We start from the raw sequence: 18,394 nt of genomic DNA, 5'->3' as shown, positions 1-18,394 counted from the left end.
AATACATTTATACAAACAGCTTCTTAATGGCGTCAAGATAGTTACGACCTACCTTGTGGTTGGTATTATTTTGAAGCACCACATAGTAGCCATTGGCGTCTTTAAAAACCTCTTTTACATAATTGATATTAATAATGGCAGATCGATGTATGCGAGTAAAAATGGTGGGGTTTAGCTTTTGTTCCAACGTACCGATACCATAACTGCTTAAATAACTTTTTTGCAATGTATGCAACTTGGTATAATCACCTTCCGCCTCTAACCAAACAATATCGTTTACGGGTAGCGACACCATTCGATTGCCACTATCTACCAAAACTTTTTCTGGATAAGCTGTATAATTTGATTGTAAATTATCACTTAAATTTTTAATACCATCCATATTTTTTGTTGTATTTAGCAAAACCTTATTCACTGCTTGTTCAAAGCGTTGTTTAGTAAATGGCTTTAATAAATAATCTACCGCATTGTTATCAAAAGCTTTTAATGCATAGTTGTCAAAAGCAGTAGAAAAAATAATCTGTGGTACATGAATAATTTTTTGCAAAACCTGAAAGCCACTTAAGCCTGGCATTTGGATATCTAAAAATATCAAATCGGGTTCTAGGCTATTAATCGTATTTACCGCATCCAATCCATTATTACACTCTTTAATAATTAGTAATTGTGGAAAATCTTCCATGTATTGGCGTATCAATAAACGTGCGTCGTCTTCGTCATCTATAAGAACCACTTTTTTTATATCTGCCATACTATAAAGGTATATTAAAAGAGAATTTTAATCCTGATGGCTGGTTGTGTTCAATAGCAATTTTTTCTCCATAAAGCTTTTCTAAACGCATATTGGTATTGCGTAAGCCAATGCCTTTTTGAAATAGTTGGCTATTTAATGCACCATCATAACCCACACCTGTATCACTTATACAAATATGTATTTTGCCATCTATTTTTTGGATAGAAATAGTAATACATCCGCCATCCATACTTGGTGCGATGCCATGTTTAATAGCATTCTCAGTTATGGGCTGCAGTAACATGGGTGGCACTTTTGTTTGCAGTAATGTATCGTCAATATTATAAACTATTTGCAGCCTTTTTTTCAAGCGTTCCTGTTCTAAATCCAACGTCACTTTTGTAAAATCAAGTTCTTGTTGTAGCGAAATAAATTCGTGTTCGCTGGCTTGTAGACTATACCTAAAAGTATCCGCTAGTTTAGCAATCAGTTCCCTAGTATGTTCCATTTCTTTAGGAACTGACGCACTTATCGAGTTAAGGGTGTTAAATAAAAAATGTGGTTGAATTTGTGCCTTTAAGGCATTCACCTCACTGTTGTAAGCTGCTTGTAATAACTGCTTTTCCTTCTCTTTTTGCTGTTGCGTTTGCAAATAAAAATCATACACATGAAATACTGAAAACTGTAAGCAATAAACCAATCCCGGAATATAGACATCCCACCATTTGCCATCGCCTCTTAAATAACCGCTACCACGTAAATCTTGTATCAAACGGTAACTAAAAAACCAGCAAGCTACCCAAATTGGCCCTGTGAAAAGATGCATTAGAATTTTAGAAATGAGACTTTTTTTCTTTAATTGTACAAAATACAACCACCATAAAGGCATGGTTAACAAGGCTTTCAGCAATAAATAATCAATAATTGCCTCTCGCCAAATATTAGCATTGCCACTACTCGTAAAATAAATTGCAAGCCAATATTGGCAAGCAAAAATGGCATATACAAAATAAAATAATAATAACTGCCAAACTTTAATTCCCCAAAAAAGCTGTTTTTTTAAAATGGATAGCTGCATAACAGTTACAATATGTATAATACAAATATGGTGAAATTTTATTGCTAATACATTTTGTTCCGATAAACTGCATTAACGTCCGATAAATAGCATTCGTGCTTCCAACGACGCTAGATGCATTTTACAGATTACACAGAAATAAACTTATAATCCAAACCGATGTTTGTACTCTAAACATACCATTATGCGCTTATTTATTGTATTAGCTATTATCCAAATGACATTTTTTATTGCCTCTGCACAAACAATTAAAGGCACTATTTTAAACAACAAAAAAGAACCCATTGTAAATGCAACTGTTAGTTTGTTAAATACAAAAGACTCTTCGTTAATAAAAACGAGTATTAGTGATATAAACGGACAATTTATTGTTACACTAGCGTCAGAAAAACCAGTGATAGTTTATGTTTCTGCTATTAGCTATCAAACACAATATAAACTCGTAACAGATAGCACAAATATATTATTCATCTTGAATGCGTTACCTAGCCAGTTACAAACTGTTGTGGTATCATCCAAAAAACCAATAATAGATGTAAAACCAGATAAGATTGTTTTTAATGTTGAAAACGCCATCAACTCAGTAGGCAGTACTGGTTTTGATTTACTACGCAAGAGTCCAGGTGTTGAGATTGATAACAACGACAATATTTCGTTATTGGGCAGCGGCGTTGCTATTTATATTGATGGAAAACCGTCGCCCTTAACTGGCAAAGAGTTAGCTGATTTTTTGCGTAGCGTACAGAGCGTTAATGTAGAAGCTATTGAATTAATCAAAAATCCATCCGCCAAATATGATGCCGCTGGTACTGGTGGTATCATCAATATTAAGCTAAAGAAAAATAAAAACTATGGCGCAAACGGTAACATAAATTTAGGGTATGGCATTGGTATTTTTGGTAAATACAACACGGCATTGAATCTGAACTATCGTAATAAATCGGTTAATTTATTTAGTACTTATAGCAATACTTGGGGTAATAATGAAAGTTATATTAACCTATATAGAGAGCAAGCAGATAGTATTTATAACCAAAAAAGCACCAATGACAGTCGCTATAAAGGCCAAAATATAAAAGCAGGTATTGACTATTTTATCAACCAGAAAAATACGATTGGTTTTTTGGCAACAGTATTTTCAGACGACGAAATAGGTAAAAATAATGCCATAACACCCATTTCGAACCTCACTTCAAAAATACCAAGCAGAACACTGATTGCTAATAATTCAAGTAGTGATAATAAGCTAAATTCAAATTTCAATATCAACCATCATTACACAGATACGACCGGACGAGAACTGAATACAGATATAGATTATGGCATATTTAGCGGCAATAATAATACACTACAACCCAACCAATATGTAACACCAGACCTACAAACCATTTTACAAGAAAAGGATTACAATATTGCAACAAAAAGAACTATCAATCTCTTTACTGTAAAAAGCGACTACGAACAAAATTTTAAAGGTGGCAAGCTAGGATTTGGCATCAAAACAGCTTTGGTAACTACCAAAAACAGCTTCAACTTTTCAAATATCATTAACGGACAAAGTATAATAGACAATAATTTAAGTAACAATTTCACTTTAACCGAAAACATCAATGCGGCCTATATCAATTATCAAAAAAAGTTAAAAAAATGGGATGTGCAACTAGGGCTTCGTGCGGAACAAACAAATACTAATGGAAAACTTGCAAGCACCAGTATAGTACAAAATAGCAACGTAAAAAGAAGCTATTTAGATTTTTTTCCAAGCTTTGGCACATCTTTTCAAGTGACACAAAACAACAGTCTATCGCTTAATTACAGTCGCCGAATTAATAGACCAGGTTACCAAAGTCTAAATCCATTTGAAAGTAAATTAGACGAATTGAGTTATCAAAAAGGCAACCCGTTTTTACAACCAGAATACACCAATAGTTTCAGCTTAACACATACTTACAAATACACTCTAAATACAACAATAAGCTATAGCAAAACATATGATTTTTCAGCCGAAATAACTGATACCACCGAGGGTAATAAAAATTATATACAGCAACGCAATGCAGGCACGCAACAAAATATTTCCCTCAATATCAGCTATCCATTTACCATTATAAAAGGATGGAATGTGTACGCCAACATTAGTGCGAGTAGATTGATAAATAAAGTGAATTTAGGCGTGGGCAAAGTGAGTGACATCGCCGTTAATTCGTATAGCATTTACAATCAGCATACCATAAGCTTGCCCAACAAGTATACGATTGAAGTTTCTGGATTTTATAATTCGCCATCCATTTGGGGTGGCACGTTTTTAAACAAAGCATTTTGGGGGATTGATGCAGGGGTGCAAAAGCGTTTTTGGCAAGATAAAGCCACGTTGAAACTTACCATTAGTGATATTTTTAAAAGTATGCATTGGCAAGGAACTAGTAATTTTTCAGGCTTGTACATGGATGCAAGTGGTGGCTGGGAAAGCCGACAACTTAAGTTGAATATGAGCTATCGTTTTGGGCGTACAGAAATAAAAAAGCAAAGAGAAAGAACGACTGGAAGTGCTGATGAAAGTAAAAGACTCTAAATGTTGATAATCAAAATAGGCTACCAAAATTGGTAGCCTATTTTATATGTCTAATTATACACCTATGAATTTTTGAAAATCATCATTAGCTAATTAAGCCCGCAAAGTATTTTACAGTACGAACCAATTGGCTTACATAGCTCATTTCGTTATCGTACCAGCTTACTACTTTTACCAATTGTGTATCGCCTACAGTAATTACTTTAGTTTGTGTAGCATCAAACAAGCTACCGTAAGAAATACCAATAACATCGCTGCTCACAATCTCATCTTCTGTATAGCCAAAACTTTCGTTGCTAGCGGCTTTCATTACTGCATTTACTTCATCAACGGTTACTTTTTTATCTAAAACAGCCGTTAATTCTGTTACAGAACCAGTAATTACTGGTACACGTTGAGCGCTACCATCTAGTAAGCCTTTTAATTCTGGCAATACCAAACCAATTGCTTTTGCAGCACCAGTACTATTAGGTACAATATTAGCAGCAGCAGCACGTGCGCGGCGTAAATCACCTTTAGCGTGTGGCGCATCTAACGTATTTTGGTCGTTCGTATAAGCATGGATAGTCGTCATGCTACCTGCTTTAATAGAAAATGCGTTGTTTAAAGCTTGTGCCATTGGCGCCAAGCAGTTGGTAGTACAAGATGCACCGCTAATAACTGTTTCGCTACCATCTAAAATGCTGTGGTTGACGTTGAAAACAACCGTTTTCATTTCGCCGGTTGCTGGTGCAGAAATGACTACACGTTTAGCACCTGCAGCAATATGCAATTCAGCTTTTGCTTTATCTGTAAAGAAACCAGTACTTTCAATTACTACATCCACACCATGTTGACCCCAAGGAATTTGTGCGGGATCACGTTGTGCATAAATTTTTACTTCGTGACCATTTACAATAATAGAACTATCTGTAGCAGTTACTTCTGCGTTAAAACGACCTTGTGCGCTATCATATTTTAATAAATGCGCTAATACAGCAGGACTTGTTAAATCGTTGATGGCTACAACATCAATGCCTTCCATATTAAATATTTGACGATATACCAAACGGCCAATACGTCCGAAACCATTAATAGCAACTTTTACCATGACTCTTATTTTTATTTGATTGAAATACGATTTTTCGTTAACGGTTGCGAAGGTAAAGTATTGGACTATAATATTTGTACACTAAATTGAAACATTACTACCACAAGCGTTTGAAGTGCTACTATTTTCCTATTTGTGCTAATATTTTTCAGCATTTAGTAACCATTCAATAACACACCGTTAAGCCATATAGGGCTACGGTTTTTGGGTTACCAGCTTTTGTAGTACTATGATACTCCTGTTCCGTCGTACTCTACCGATAGCTATCGGTATGTACGTTCTGTTCGCTATGCTGCAATTGTCTGAACGAGGATTTTGCAAGATTAGTAGGAATAAACAGATTGCAACAAATCATTAAAATTTCCTAAATCTAGTTTCAGACAAATACATTTGCAGCCTTAAAACGCACACAATGCCCATTAATACTGTCATTTTTGATATGGATGGCTTACTCATAGACAGCGAACCGTTATGGAATGAAGCTGCCATAGAAGTATTTGCCACCTTTGGCGCTACCCTTACCAATGAACTTTGCAACACCACTACTGGCTTACGTACTAGAGAGTTTATCCAATGGTGGTTTGCCTATTTCAACATCAATCACATAGAAACAAAAACCGCTGAAACCCTCATTTTTGATAGCATTTTACAAAAGGTAGCAGCTAAAGGCACCATCATGCCAGGTGTACATCACATTATTAACTTTTTTCACGAAAAAGGGTTTAAAATTGGTATTGCTACTTCATCACCACAGTCGTTAATAGATTTGGTAGTAAGGCTCACAGGTATTGGTCCATACATTCATGCCACTTCATCAGCCGAAGATTTACCATATGGCAAGCCACACCCACAAGTGTACCTTGATTGCGCACAAAAACTAAAGGCCAACCCAACCAATTGCTTAGCGTTTGAAGACAGTTTTAACGGTCTGATTGCAGCAAAAGCTGCTAGAATGAAATGTGTAGTAGTGCCACATGGCAGCGTACAGAAAGAGGATAAATGGGGCGCTGCAGATTTAAAACTATCATCGCTACAAAACTTTGGCGAGTTACATTTTGATATGCTGAACCGATAACTGTCATCCAAAGCGATAAGCGAAGGAACTAACCAAATATTAATTAAATGGTTCGTGCCTCAGCATGACAACCAACCTTTCAACTTCTTGCATGGTATTAAAACTATGCAATACAATTCTCAACCGCTCTTTGCCTTTTGGTACAGTTGGGTATAGTATTGGTCTAATATCAAAGCCTGCATCTTGTAATTTATTGGCTAATAGTTTTACAGCATCATTGCTAGGTACTATCACCGCTTGAATTGGCGTATGTGACACCAACTTTTCATAAGCTATTGGCGCAGCCTGAAAATAACTAATCAGTGTTTGTAGGTGCAATCTTTCAGCCACCATTTCTGGAAAAATTTGGTAGCTTTTTTCTATTGCAGCTACTGCATGTGGTGGCAAAGCCGTTGAATAAATAAAGCTTCTTGCAAAATTGATCAAATAATCCCTCAACAAGCTAGAACCTAACACCACCGCACCGTGACAGCCACAGGCTTTGCCAAATGTATGCACCCTTGCAAATACATTTGCCTGCAAACCTAAATCCTGTACCAAGCCCTCACCTTTTGCCCCAATAACGCCTGTTGCATGGGCTTCGTCAACAATTAGGTTCGCTTTGTATTGCTGGCAAAGGGCTACTATTTCTGGCAAAGGACACCTATCGCCATCCATACTAAATACCGACTCTGTAACCACGAAAACGGTACCGCTTGCTTGCTGCAAACGCCTTTCTAAATCGGCAATATCATTATGCAAAAAAGCAAAAGATTGGGCTGCCGATAGCTTGATACCATCACGAATAGAAGCATGGCTTAGAAAATCATATATTATTGTATCGCCTTTTTGTGCGATACTCGAAAGCAAGCCAATATTGGCATCGTAACCGGAATTAAATATTAAGGCAGCGCCGCTTTGATGAAAGGTTGCAATTTGTGCTTCTACCTTTTCTATTAGTTCATAATTACCAGCCAATAAACGAGAACCTGTGGAGCCCAAATCGGTCGACGGTCGACGGTCAACGGTCAACAGCTTTGCGAGCCCCAAATAATCATTACTGCAAAAATCAATCTTGCCACTTGGTAAGCGCAAGGTTCTAAACGCATTTTGCTGCCTGCGCTCATCCAATTTCTTTTGTAAAAATGTTTCGTTCATATTTGCAATGGTAAATATCTTCTTAATCTATTTAACAGCAAAACCTTGACGCACACAGAAGACGTAAAGAATATTCTAGGTTTACAATTACCAACCGATCCTCGTTGGGTAGATTTGGCTTCGCTAGATTTAGAAGCCATCTTAACTGACCATGCTTACTGCGAGCAAAAGGCCGCCCTTACTTGCATTTCGTACATTCAACGTTACTCGCATTTAGAAAAATTAGTGGCAGACCTTGCGCCTATTGTTACTGAAGAATGGGGGCATTTTAGATTGGTATTAAACGAACTAAAAAAGCGTAACCTACAACTTGGCAAGCAACGCAGAGATGAATATGCTAATCAATTAATTAAGTTTCAAAAAAATGGTGGCCGTGAAGAAGATAGACTGCTAGACCAATTGCTGACCATGGCCATGATAGAAGCGAGAAGCTGTGAGCGTTTTAAGCGCTTGAGCGAAGGCTTGAACGATGAGTACATGCGTAACTTTTACCGCCGTTTTATGGAAAGTGAAGCGGGCCATTACACCTTATTTATAGAACTCGCAGAAACCTATATTGACAAAGAAAAAGTACGTAAGCGCTGGAAAGAATGGTTGGATTATGAAGTTGAAGTGATGAAAGAATTAGAAGTAAGGGGTGATAGAATACATTAGTGAAAGGTCAATAGTCAATAGTCAATAGTCAATGATTCAGATTTCAATAATTATGTTGCGTGAATTGCAAAAATCACCTCTGAGTTTTCACTATTGATAATTCACTTTCCACCAAAAAATGCTAACTCATGGCTAAAATCTAAATAAGGATGTAGTTCTTGTAACGCTTTAGCTTTTTGTAATTGCCCTTTTAAAAACTGTTGGTGCTGATTGGAAGTTGGGTTAAATGGCTTGTGATTACGAGCTATTACCAGCTTTTTAATTTCTTCCATTAGCTGCTGTGTGTCCTTGTTCATGCAGCTTTCGGCAAAATGCTCTAACACAAATTGGGTGGCGGCATAATTAGGATGCGCTAAATCAATATCAAAAAAACGGTAGTCGCGTAATACATCTACCACCAACTCGTAGGCAGGAAAATAATGCAGCTTGTCAAACTTATTTACCAAGTGATGTACCGCTTCTATCAACCTTGCTTTGCTGCGGTTATTATCTACCACTCCATCACGCAAATGCCTGACTGGGCTGATTGTAAACAATACTTTTACATCTGGATTGAACTGAAATAACTGGTATAAAACGGTATCTAAAGCCACAATGGTTTCTTCGATGGTTGACAAATGCTTTTGAAAAGTTTGTGCAGGTGCTTTGTGACAATTAGCCACAGGCACCAAACCATCTACCAATTTATACACAAATGAAGATCCCAATGTAATGATTAACCAATCGGCTTCTTTTAAAAACTGATGGGCTGTTTGTTGCGATTGATTGATGTGTGCGAGTACTTCATCTTTATCAATGCCAGAAAAGCGACTATGGTGTTGCCAACTGTGCCAAGCTTCGTTTAAATATACCAAATCATCTGCGGTGTATTGCCTATTTTGTATGTACGACGTGAGGCTATTGCACACACTTATCGGGTCGAACAGAATACCATTGGGGTTTTGTAATATTCGAAACTTTACATCCATTAAATAATTACCAATATGCTCGGTAAAGCACGAACCAATGAGCAATAACTTATCGTGGTAAGAAATACTTGGTTGTAATGGTTTAATAGTAATGTTAGCTTGAAATTGCACGATGGTGATTTTGAGTTTTGTGTTTTTGGTTCTTAGTTTTAGTTGATTGAAACGATTGGCGGCTGCTTCTCAGCCATTTTTATGTGCCGCTTTATCATTTCTTAATACCGCTCAGTCATTTCTAGATGCCCCTTAACCATTTTTGAGTGAACCTATATCATTTTTTTATGACCCTTAGCCATTTTAGATGCCGCTCAGTCATTTCTTGGTGACGCTTAGCCATTTCTGAGAGAATTTATATCATTTTTTTATACTAATTAATCATTGCTTTTGCGGTTTTACCTTTTTTAGCGGTTTATTCATTTTTTAACTTTGGCTAAAGCCATTGATATGTTGTGACTTTGCCCCAAGGTTAAAACCTTGGGTTAGTTTAAGCACAAATACCCATTTGCTTTAACTATTTATTGAATAATCCTGCAAATCAATACAATCTTACAAAATCCTAGTTCAGACAAGCATACGCTACGATAAAAGCCCCACAACGTTCTAAACGCTCCAGTGTGCGACGCAACAGACGATAAAAAGCACTACAAAAGCTGGTTACCAAAAAGAAAAAAGACGCATTAGAGGCGGCTTACATTCTATTTTTCATGGCTTCATACAAAATAATGCCTGTAGCCACAGATACGTTAAACGAATCGAACTTGGTAACCATTGGTATGGTAAAATATTCGTCGGCAGCTTTGGCTAAATAAGGCTGTACACCTTTCTCCTCGTTACCCATAATAATACAGCATGCCTCGGTGAGCGGTAGGTCGAACACTTTTTTATCGGCTTTCATATCGCTGGTAAACACCAAAATGCCATGTTCGTGCAAGGTATCTACGGCTTTTAGTAAGCTATTAACACGAATAATATTCATGTGTTCTAATGCGCCTGCGCTACTTTTCATGGCTTCTTCGTTCAATGCGCCCACACCTTTATCGGGTATAATAAGCGCTTGAGAGCCGCAGCAATGGGCACTACGAGCAATAGCGCCAATATTGCGCACATCGGTAATTCCATCGAGCATTACAAACAAAGGCACTTCGCCTTTGGCTTGCACCTCGTCTAGCACGGTTTCAAGATCTTTATACTCAACCAATGCAGCCAACGCAATAACGCCTTGGTGATTGGCTTTGGTCATGTAGTTCAACTTTTCAGCAGGCACCATTTGCATAGGTACTTTGTACTCGTTACTTAGCGCTCGTATAGCACTCATTACTTCGCCATTAGCATTTTTTTGTACCAATATTTTATCGATGGCTCTACCACTGCGCAAAGCTTCTATTAATGGTTGACGACCTATGATTAAGGACTCTTGTTTTGACATTTTTATTACACTAATTTTTAATTAAGTTTCACACAAAGAACGCTAAGAATACCAAGCTACAAAGACATTTTGATGAGCAAAATACTTTGTGCCCTTTGCCTCCTTTGTAGCTTCGTGTGAAATTTTACAAATTGACCTTCCCTTGCAGTAATAGCAATTGTAACTTTTGCAAAGCCAAAATTGACAAGGTATCGGTAATAGTTCCATTATCTATCATTGTGAATACGTCATCTAAAGGTAGCTTCTTTAATACCAATTGCTCGGTTTCTTCAGGCTCGGCTTGGTGTTGGGTTAAGCCTGTGGCTAGAAAATATTCAGCATATTCATCACTTACCGAATTAGACAAATAGCTACTACCAAGTTGTAGCCAATTATCGGCTTTTAGGCCTGTTTCCTCTAACAATTCTCGTTTGGCCGTTTCTAGCGAATCTGTATGTTCAGGGCAACCGCCTTCAGGAATTTCCCAACTGTAAATATTAATAGGAAAGCGATACTGACCTACTAAATATGTATTTCTATCAGCATCTACCGCTACCACACCTATCGCTTTGTTTTTAAAATGCACCTTGCCATAAATACCTTTACCACCGCTTGGGTTAATGACGTTGTGGTGAATTACCTGTATCCAAGGATTGTCGTAAGCCACCGTTGCATCTACAATTTGCCAAGGATTTACCGATTCGTCAACCGCCATAGACTCGTTTTTTGGCAAAAGTACCCGCATTGTACCTTACTGCAAACCATAATTATCACAAATAGTAACGGTACATCCACCGTTAACACATTATTTTTGCGCCAGAATAACAAGCTCATTTGCTCGCAGAAATCGCAAAAAATCGCAGAATTTTCTGTGGATTCTGTTTATTAGGCGAGCTATAATGACTAAAAACTAAATTCAAAAACACAATAATTTATTAAGTAGTAAAGCAATCATTTCAATCATTCAAATCATTTAACCACTGTTCATGTCGATAGTAAAAATTGGTACCGTACAAACGACTTGTACCGCTAGCAAAGCCGAAAACTTGGCAAAAGCCATTGAGCAAATTCGAGTAGCTGCTGCCAAAGGCGCACAAATTGTTTGTTTGCAAGAGTTATTTACCTCATTATATTTCTGCGATGTAGAAGACCACGATAATTTTTTACTGGCAGAAGCTATTCCCGGCCCTTCAACCGATGCTTTAAGCCCTGTGGCTAAGAAATTAGGTGTGGTAATTATTGCCTCTTTGTTCGAGAAAAGAGCCCAAGGCCTATACCACAATACTACCGCAGTTATTGATGCTGATGGTGCGTACTTGGGTAAATATCGTAAAATGCATATACCTGATGATCCAGGGTTTTACGAGAAATTTTACTTTACACCTGGCGATACTGGCTACAGAATATTTGAAACCAAATATGCCAAAATTGGTGTACTCATCTGTTGGGATCAATGGTATCCTGAAGCGGCAAGAATTACCGCTTTAATGGGTGCAGAAATCCTCTTCTACCCTACTGCTATTGGTTGGGCCACTACACAAAACGAGGAAACAAACGTAGAGCAATACAATGCTTGGCAAACCATTCAGCGCAGCCATGCTGTGGCCAATGGTGTACCTGTGGTAAGTGTAAACCGTGTGGGTTTTGAGGCTGATATGCAATTCTGGGGCGGCAGTTTTATTTGTAATCCTTTTGGCACATTGCTATACAAAGCATCGCATGAAGCCGAAGAAACTGTGGTTACAGAAGTTAACCTTGAAAAATCTGATTACTACCGCACACACTGGCCGTTTTTACGTGACAGACGCATAGATAGCTACGAACCAATTTTAAAAAGATTTATAGATTAATTAGAGGCAAAGAGTAGTGAGGCAAGGAGGCAGAAAGTTGGAAGCATTTATGTAACCGGCTTTTGTTTTTCAATGTGACATCGTTGCGTCGCACACTTGTACGTTTAGTTCTTTTTTCATCATTTACCGAAGCGAAATTTTCATGCAGATATCTCTTACACAAACGCCAGCCGCTCAGGGGTTTTATTTTCCAGCAGAGTGGCATCCTCATGTGGCTACATGGCTTAGTTGGCCGCATAAAGAAGAAAGCTGGCCGGGCAAAATAGACACTGTTTATCAGCCTTATGCCAAGTTTATTAAAGCTGTGAGCGAGGGCGAAAAAGTATGCATCAACGTGTACAACGAAGCCATGCAAGCCTTTGCCACACAGTATTTGGTAGCAGAAGGTGTAGACATGGGCCAAATTCAGTTTTTCCACCATCCTACCAACGATGCTTGGTGTAGAGACCACGGCCCTGCTTTTTTAATTAACCCAAATACTCAGCAAAAAGTAATTGTTGACTGGGATTACAATGCTTGGGGCGGTAAATATCCACCACACGATTTGGATGATGTAATACCAACTTTAATAGGTGAAAAATTGGGCTTACCAATATTCAATCCTGGCATTATTATGGAAGGCGGTTCAGTAGAATTTAATGGTGCAGGTACGGTATTAACTACCACAGCTTGTTTATTAAACCCAAATAGAAACCCGCACTTAACCAAAGAACAAATAGAACAATATTTAAAAAATTTTTATGGTGTCAACCAAGTATTGTGGCTAGGCGATGGTATTGTAGGTGACGATACCGATGGCCACATTGACGACATTACACGTTTTGTAAATGAAGATACTGTAGTGACGGTGGTAGAAGATAATCCAGAGGATGACAATTACCATTTGCTACAAGAAAATTTAGCGCAGCTAAAAACCATGCATTTGCTAGATGGTAGACCGTTAAAAGTGGTAGCATTGCCGATGCCAAAAGCCGTTGAATGGGAAGGTCAAAGATTGCCTGCATCGTATGCTAATTTTTACATAGCAAATGCTGCAGTAATTGTACCTACTTATAGAGACGAAGTGAACGATGCTAAGGCTTTAGAGATATTATCAGCATTATTTACAGATAGAAAAGTAATAGGTATAGATAGTACAGATGTTATTTGGGGGCTTGGTAGTTGGCATTGTTTAAGCCAACAAGAACCAGCGCTTTAGATAGGAACACTAATAACATTGGTTGAATGGATTAGCACAGATTAAAATCATTTTTTAATTCAAATTATTCCAAATCATAAATCTCATCCCGATAGCTATCGGGACATAAATTCAAAACAATATGTCAAACAAAATTTGGTTCATCACAGGTGTTTCTTCAGGTATTGGTAGGCATCTTGCCGAGCAAGCGGCTTTGGCAGGAAACACAGTTATTGGTACAGTGCGCAAGCAAGCGCAAGTGGAAGAGATTGACAACCTTGTTAGCGGCAAAACATTTGGCTATGTGCTAGATGTAAACGACCACCCAAAAGTTACAGATGTTATTAACGAAGTAGCTAATAAATATGGCAAAATAGATGTATTGGTAAACAATGCAGGCTATGGTTTATTTGGTGGTATTGAAGAAGTTTCTATGCAAGAAGCGCGTGATCAAATGGAGACTAATTTCTTTGGTGCGTTAGCTGTTACACAAGCAGTATTGCCGATTATGCGTGCGCAAAAAAGCGGGCATATTTTTCAAATATCGTCTATTGCTGGTCTCACAGGTACGCCTGGATTAGGTATTTACAATGCTAGCAAGCATGCGCTAGAAGGCTTTAGCGAAGCGCTTTCACACGAACTTGAAGCCTTAAACATAAAAGTTACGCTAGTAGAACCTGGTCCTTTTAGAACACTTTGGGCGGGCGCTTCTATGAAATTTAGCGAACAAGAAATTGCCGATTATCGTAATACACGTGTTGGTCGTACCAAACAATTAATGGAAGCGCGCAACGGTGTACAACCTGGCGATCCAGTTAAAGCGGCTTTAGCAATCATTCAAATTGCCGAAACCGCCAATCCACCCCTTCGCTTGGCTTTGGGTAAAATTGCCATTGGTGCTATTCAAGGTAAAATTGACTTACTTACTAGAGAATTGAACGAGTGGAAAGAACTTTCTGCTGGTGCAGATTTTGAATAATGTAATGTTACATCGTCAAAAAGACATTCCAAGTTTCAGAAACTTGGAATGTCTTTTTTATTTGTTACCATCGATAGTACTACTATTTAGCTTTTCTTGCTTCGCACTACCGATAGCTATCGGTATGTACGCTTTGTTCGCTGCGCAGCTTTATCCACCAAGTATTGCCATCTGCCAATGTTTTTATTGCACCAATAACACACATTCGCTTTGTGGCTTATGCAGTAACATCTATTTTTGCGCCTCAAATCACAAATCACCATATTCATGCAAAGAGATACTTTGGTATTCGACCTTATCAACCAAGAATTGCAACGCCAGCGTCATGGTATTGAATTAATAGCCAGTGAAAACTTCACTTCGCTACAAGTAATACAAGCTACAGGTAGCTGCTTAACCAACAAATATGCAGAAGGTTATCCTGGCAGACGTTACTACGCAGGTTGCGAAATTGTAGACCAAACAGAACAATTGGCCATTGATAGGTTGAAACAAATATTTAATATTGAATATGCAAACGTGCAGCCACACAGTGGAGCGCAAGCTAATGCGGCAATTGCTCTAGCTGTTTTACAGCCTGGCGATAGAACTTTGGGTTTAGATTTAAGCATGGGCGGTCACTTAACTCACGGTAGTTCGGTAAATTATAGCGGTAAAACCTATGAAGCGCATTTTTATGGTGTGGTAAAAGAAACTGGTCTGGTAGATTACGAAATGCTAGAGAAGCAAGCTCGTGAATTAAAACCAAAATTAATTATTTGCGGCGCAAGTGCTTATAGTCGCGATTGGGATTACAAACGCATTCGTGCTGTAGCAGATGAAATTGGCGCATTGGTTTGGGCTGATATTGCGCACCCCGCTGGTTTAATTGCGAAAGGTTTATTAAGTAGTCCTTTTGAATATTGCCATATTGTATCATCAACTACACATAAAACTTTACGTGGTCCTCGTGGTGGTGTGATTATGATGGGTAAAGATTTTGAAAATCCATTTGGTCAAAAAGATCCAAAAGGCAATATCAGAATGATGAGCAGCTTGCTTGATTTAGCAGTTTTTCCAGGTACGCAGGGTGGACCACTAGAACATGTGATTGCTGCAAAAGCCATTGCTTTCGGCGAAATTTTAACTGACGAATTTTTGGTGTATCAACAACAAGTTCAAAAAAATGCCCAAGCAATGGCTAAAGCATTTATGGATAAAGAATATGGCCTTGTAAGTGGCGGTACTGATAACCATTTAATGCTAATTGATTTGCGCAACAAAAACATTAGCGGTAAAAAAGCTGAACAAGCATTGGTAAAAGCCGATATTACTGCCAATAAAAACATGGTACCGTTTGATGATAAAAGTGCATTCATCACCAGTGGTATTCGTTTTGGTGTACCAGCCATTACTACTCGTGGTATGAAGGAAGAGCATATGGGCTTTGTAGTAGATTCTATTGATAAAATATTAATGAACGCTGATGATGAAGTCGTTATTGCAAGTGTTAAAAAGCAAGTGAACGAATTTATGACACAGTTTCCTTTATATCCAGAACTGTAACCCCGGCTTTAAAGGATGTTTATAAAATAACTTATTGTCAAAGCACTCTTTAAGTTTGGGTTCAAACATTAGCATTATGATACAACGCATTCAATCTATTTGGCTTTTATTGGCGGCAGCTTGTGGTTTTACTACCTTGATAGCTTCTTTTTATATTGGCAGTAGCGGTACTTTACCTGTTGAACATTTTACAGCAAAGGACAATTTACTGCTGCTCGTTTTTACAGTTATTGCGGCTACTTTATCAGTGGTAACCATTTTTTTATACAAAAACAGACCTTTACAGATAAAATTAGGTTTTGCTGCCTTAGCTTTAAGTATTATCAATATCACTTTATTTTTTGTTGGTATTAAAAAATACACCTCGGGCGGTATTGCTCTAGAATCTGTTGCTGCTTTTATTGTACCTGTGTTTATCATTTTGGCCATACGTGCCATTTGGAAAGATGAACGATTGGTAAAAAGTACTGATAGACTTAGATAATTTTATAGTTTGGAATTCGACATCACTAGACAAAACTCCAAACACGAAACTTCAAATCATTTTTATGCTATCAATCAGTAATAGAGGTAAAGACATGCCGGCTTCGCCGATAAGAAAATTAGTACCATTCGCAGAAGCTGCAAAAAAACGCGGCACCAAAGTGTATCATCTTAATATTGGTCAGCCCGATATTGAAACCCCAAAAATGGTGCTCGATGCTGTACGTAACAGCGATTTTAAAGTGCTAGAATACAGTCACAGCGCAGGTAATGAGAGCTATCGCAGAAAACTAGTTGGCTATTACGAAAGTGTTGGTATTCATGTTAATCACCAACAAATTATCATTACCACAGGTGGTAGCGAAGCTATTTTATTTGGCTTCATGGCTTGCCTCGATGCAGGTGACGAGGTCATTATTCCCGAACCATTTTATGCCAACTACAATGGCTTTGCCGTGGCCGCAGGCGTTAAAGTAGTGCCTATTACTTCACAAATTGAAAATGGTTTTGCCTTACCACCTATCGAAGCTTTTGAAGCTAAAATAACTGCCAAAACCAAGGCTATTGTTATCTGCAATCCTAACAATCCTACAGGTTATTTATACAGTGCTCAAGAAATGGAGCAATTGAAAGCAATTATCTTAAAGCATAACCTGTATCTCTTTAGCGACGAGGCTTACAGAGAATTTTGCTACGATGGCGTTAATACTTCTGCTATGCACTTGCAAGGTGTAGATGACCATGTGGTGATTATGGATACCATTAGCAAACGTTATAGTGCTTGCGGTGGCCGTATTGGTGCTTTGATTACTAAAAACCAAGCTGTTTTAGATGCAGCAATGAAATTTGCACAAGCACGATTAAGCCCACCAAGTTTTGCGCAAATTGCTGGCGAAGCTGCGATCGATTTACCAACCAATTATTTTGATACAACGAAGGCCGAATACAAAAGCCGCCGAGATATAATTGTGCAACGCCTTAATGCTATGGATGGTGTTTTTTGTCCCAATCCTGGTGGCGCTTTTTATGCCATAGCCAAGTTACCTATCGATGATGCGGATATGTTCTGCCAATGGCTACTAGAAGAATTTAGCTATAATCAAGTCACCGTCATGTTAGCGCCTGCTACAGGTTTTTACAGCACGCCAGGTCTTGGCAAGCAAGAAGTGCGGTTAGCGTACGTACTTAACAAAACAGATATAGACGCTGCTATGGATTGCCTTGAAGCTGCTTTAAAAGCTTATCCTCGTAAAACAAATTAATAATACTTCCACATAAAACAAAAATCCCTGCACTTTCATTTTGCAGGGATTTTTTATGTCACCAACTTTTGTGCAACTATTTAGCGTTTGTTGCGTCGCACACTTTTACGTTCTGTGCGCTCTGGGGCTTTTATCGAAACTAGGCTATTTCACAAAAAATGTAAGGACAAAGAGCTTTACTAATTAACCACTAATCGTATTATTCATGTATAAATATTAAAATACTTGTATATATTCTGTAAAAATCTCCGCTATCTGTGAGTAAACACCACCCTACCTAATAATCGTGACACTACCACTCAGTATACCACGACCATTTTTGGGGTTGATGATGTAATAGTACGTGCCTACTGGCAATGGTACGCCGTTTAGCTTACCATCCCAAGCAT

16 protein-coding genes are annotated in these 18,394 nt (G+C 38.1%); 9 read left to right on the top strand and 7 right to left on the bottom strand.

Annotated elements, in window-relative coordinates:
* Positions 1-7: 7 nt before the first annotated feature.
* Together ACFOW1_RS00620 and ACFOW1_RS00615 are read right to left on the bottom strand one after the other, a co-directional pair.
* Entirely contained in the window at positions 8-751 is a 744-nt protein-coding gene (locus ACFOW1_RS00620; RefSeq protein ID WP_379011487.1) for a LytR/AlgR family response regulator transcription factor, read from the bottom strand.
* Between the two features lies 1 nt (position 752).
* Positions 753-1,811, bottom strand: coding sequence for a sensor histidine kinase (locus ACFOW1_RS00615; RefSeq protein WP_379011486.1), 1,059 nt, complete (start codon positions 1,809-1,811; stop codon positions 753-755).
* Between the two features lie 184 nt (positions 1,812-1,995).
* On the opposite strand from ACFOW1_RS00615, the gene ACFOW1_RS00610 reads away from it, so the two are divergent.
* Positions 1,996-4,383: a TonB-dependent receptor domain-containing protein gene (locus tag ACFOW1_RS00610; protein ID WP_379011483.1), complete on the top strand. Its 2,388-nt coding sequence runs from the start codon at positions 1,996-1,998 to the stop codon at positions 4,381-4,383.
* A gap of 85 nt (positions 4,384-4,468) precedes the next feature.
* Here the strand turns inward: ACFOW1_RS00610 and gap are convergent, their stop codons facing one another.
* The gene (gene gap, locus ACFOW1_RS00605) at positions 4,469-5,473 is read right to left on the bottom strand and encodes a type I glyceraldehyde-3-phosphate dehydrogenase (RefSeq protein ID WP_379011482.1); all 1,005 of its coding nucleotides are present in this window, start codon (positions 5,471-5,473) and stop codon (positions 4,469-4,471) included.
* Positions 5,474-5,885: 412 nt separating this feature from the next.
* On the opposite strand from gap, the gene hxpB reads away from it, so the two are divergent.
* Positions 5,886-6,548, top strand: a complete 663-nt coding sequence (gene hxpB / locus ACFOW1_RS00600; protein ID WP_379011480.1) for a hexitol phosphatase HxpB — start codon at positions 5,886-5,888, stop codon at positions 6,546-6,548.
* 39 nt (positions 6,549-6,587) lie between these two features.
* On the opposite strand, the gene ACFOW1_RS00595 is transcribed toward hxpB, so the two are convergent.
* The gene (locus tag ACFOW1_RS00595) at positions 6,588-7,685 is read right to left on the bottom strand and encodes an aminotransferase class I/II-fold pyridoxal phosphate-dependent enzyme (protein ID WP_379011478.1); all 1,098 of its coding nucleotides are present in this window, start codon (positions 7,683-7,685) and stop codon (positions 6,588-6,590) included.
* Between the two features lie 45 nt (positions 7,686-7,730).
* On the opposite strand from ACFOW1_RS00595, the gene miaE reads away from it, so the two are divergent.
* Positions 7,731-8,339: a tRNA-(ms[2]io[6]A)-hydroxylase gene (gene miaE / locus ACFOW1_RS00590; RefSeq protein WP_379011477.1), complete on the top strand. Its 609-nt coding sequence runs from the start codon at positions 7,731-7,733 to the stop codon at positions 8,337-8,339.
* 101 nt (positions 8,340-8,440) lie between these two features.
* Here the strand turns inward: miaE and ACFOW1_RS00585 are convergent, their stop codons facing one another.
* The 3 genes from ACFOW1_RS00585 to ACFOW1_RS00575 form a co-directional block, all read right to left on the bottom strand.
* Positions 8,441-9,418, bottom strand: coding sequence for a GSCFA domain-containing protein (locus ACFOW1_RS00585; protein ID WP_379011475.1), 978 nt, complete (start codon positions 9,416-9,418; stop codon positions 8,441-8,443).
* A gap of 574 nt (positions 9,419-9,992) precedes the next feature.
* A complete protein-coding gene (gene rlmB / locus ACFOW1_RS00580) occupies positions 9,993-10,730 on the bottom strand; it encodes a 23S rRNA (guanosine(2251)-2'-O)-methyltransferase RlmB (protein ID WP_379011473.1) in 738 nt (245 codons plus the stop codon).
* 124 nt (positions 10,731-10,854) lie between these two features.
* Entirely contained in the window at positions 10,855-11,424 is a 570-nt protein-coding gene (locus ACFOW1_RS00575) for an NUDIX domain-containing protein (RefSeq protein ID WP_379011471.1), read from the bottom strand.
* 271 nt (positions 11,425-11,695) lie between these two features.
* Here ACFOW1_RS00575 and ACFOW1_RS00570 point away from each other — a divergent pair, with 271 nt between their 5' ends.
* The 6 genes from ACFOW1_RS00570 (at position 11,696) to ACFOW1_RS00545 (ending at position 18,005) form a co-directional block, all read left to right on the top strand.
* Positions 11,696-12,559, top strand: a complete 864-nt coding sequence (locus ACFOW1_RS00570) for a carbon-nitrogen hydrolase (protein WP_379011470.1) — start codon at positions 11,696-11,698, stop codon at positions 12,557-12,559.
* A 142-nt stretch (positions 12,560-12,701) separates the two neighbouring features.
* Positions 12,702-13,757, top strand: coding sequence for an agmatine deiminase family protein (locus ACFOW1_RS00565; protein ID WP_379011468.1), 1,056 nt, complete (start codon positions 12,702-12,704; stop codon positions 13,755-13,757).
* A 121-nt stretch (positions 13,758-13,878) separates the two neighbouring features.
* Positions 13,879-14,715 carry an oxidoreductase gene (locus tag ACFOW1_RS00560; RefSeq protein ID WP_379011467.1) on the top strand — a complete coding sequence of 279 codons (837 nt, stop codon included), beginning with the start codon at positions 13,879-13,881 and terminating at the stop codon, positions 14,713-14,715.
* Positions 14,716-14,982: 267 nt separating this feature from the next.
* On the top strand, positions 14,983-16,260 hold the full coding sequence (locus ACFOW1_RS00555) for a serine hydroxymethyltransferase (protein WP_379011466.1): 1,278 nt from the start codon (positions 14,983-14,985) through the stop codon (positions 16,258-16,260).
* 76 nt (positions 16,261-16,336) lie between these two features.
* A complete protein-coding gene (locus ACFOW1_RS00550; protein WP_379011465.1) occupies positions 16,337-16,744 on the top strand; it encodes a DUF4293 domain-containing protein in 408 nt (135 codons plus the stop codon).
* Positions 16,745-16,808: 64 nt separating this feature from the next.
* Positions 16,809-18,005 carry a pyridoxal phosphate-dependent aminotransferase gene (locus tag ACFOW1_RS00545; protein WP_379011462.1) on the top strand — a complete coding sequence of 399 codons (1,197 nt, stop codon included), beginning with the start codon at positions 16,809-16,811 and terminating at the stop codon, positions 18,003-18,005.
* Positions 18,006-18,394: the final 389 nt, after the last annotated feature.

The sequence above is a fragment of the Parasediminibacterium paludis genome, assembly GCF_042651445.1.
Classification (GTDB): domain Bacteria; phylum Bacteroidota; class Bacteroidia; order Chitinophagales; family Chitinophagaceae; genus Parasediminibacterium; species Parasediminibacterium paludis.
Note: the sequence above shows the minus strand (reverse complement) of the source record. Positions and strands in the feature narration are given on the sequence as shown.

What these genes read in the sequence shown, in the direction of transcription:
- ACFOW1_RS00620 (WP_379011487.1), bottom strand. Translation starts at nt 751, where the DNA reads ATGGCAGATATAAAAAAAGTGGTTCTTATAGATGACGAAGACGACGCA.
- ACFOW1_RS00615 (WP_379011486.1), bottom strand. Translation starts at nt 1,811, where the DNA reads ATGCAGCTATCCATTTTAAAAAAACAGCTTTTTTGGGGAATTAAAGTT.
- ACFOW1_RS00610 (WP_379011483.1), top strand. Translation starts at nt 1,996, where the DNA reads ATGCGCTTATTTATTGTATTAGCTATTATCCAAATGACATTTTTTATT.
- gap (WP_379011482.1), bottom strand. Translation starts at nt 5,473, where the DNA reads ATGGTAAAAGTTGCTATTAATGGTTTCGGACGTATTGGCCGTTTGGTA.
- hxpB (WP_379011480.1), top strand. Translation starts at nt 5,886, where the DNA reads ATGCCCATTAATACTGTCATTTTTGATATGGATGGCTTACTCATAGAC.
- ACFOW1_RS00595 (WP_379011478.1), bottom strand. Translation starts at nt 7,685, where the DNA reads ATGAACGAAACATTTTTACAAAAGAAATTGGATGAGCGCAGGCAGCAA.
- rlmB (WP_379011473.1), bottom strand. Translation starts at nt 10,730, where the DNA reads ATGTCAAAACAAGAGTCCTTAATCATAGGTCGTCAACCATTAATAGAA.
- ACFOW1_RS00575 (WP_379011471.1), bottom strand. Translation starts at nt 11,424, where the DNA reads ATGGCGGTTGACGAATCGGTAAATCCTTGGCAAATTGTAGATGCAACG.
- ACFOW1_RS00570 (WP_379011470.1), top strand. Translation starts at nt 11,696, where the DNA reads ATGTCGATAGTAAAAATTGGTACCGTACAAACGACTTGTACCGCTAGC.
- ACFOW1_RS00565 (WP_379011468.1), top strand. Translation starts at nt 12,702, where the DNA reads ATGCAGATATCTCTTACACAAACGCCAGCCGCTCAGGGGTTTTATTTT.
- ACFOW1_RS00560 (WP_379011467.1), top strand. Translation starts at nt 13,879, where the DNA reads ATGTCAAACAAAATTTGGTTCATCACAGGTGTTTCTTCAGGTATTGGT.
- ACFOW1_RS00555 (WP_379011466.1), top strand. Translation starts at nt 14,983, where the DNA reads ATGCAAAGAGATACTTTGGTATTCGACCTTATCAACCAAGAATTGCAA.
- ACFOW1_RS00550 (WP_379011465.1), top strand. Translation starts at nt 16,337, where the DNA reads ATGATACAACGCATTCAATCTATTTGGCTTTTATTGGCGGCAGCTTGT.
- ACFOW1_RS00545 (WP_379011462.1), top strand. Translation starts at nt 16,809, where the DNA reads ATGCTATCAATCAGTAATAGAGGTAAAGACATGCCGGCTTCGCCGATA.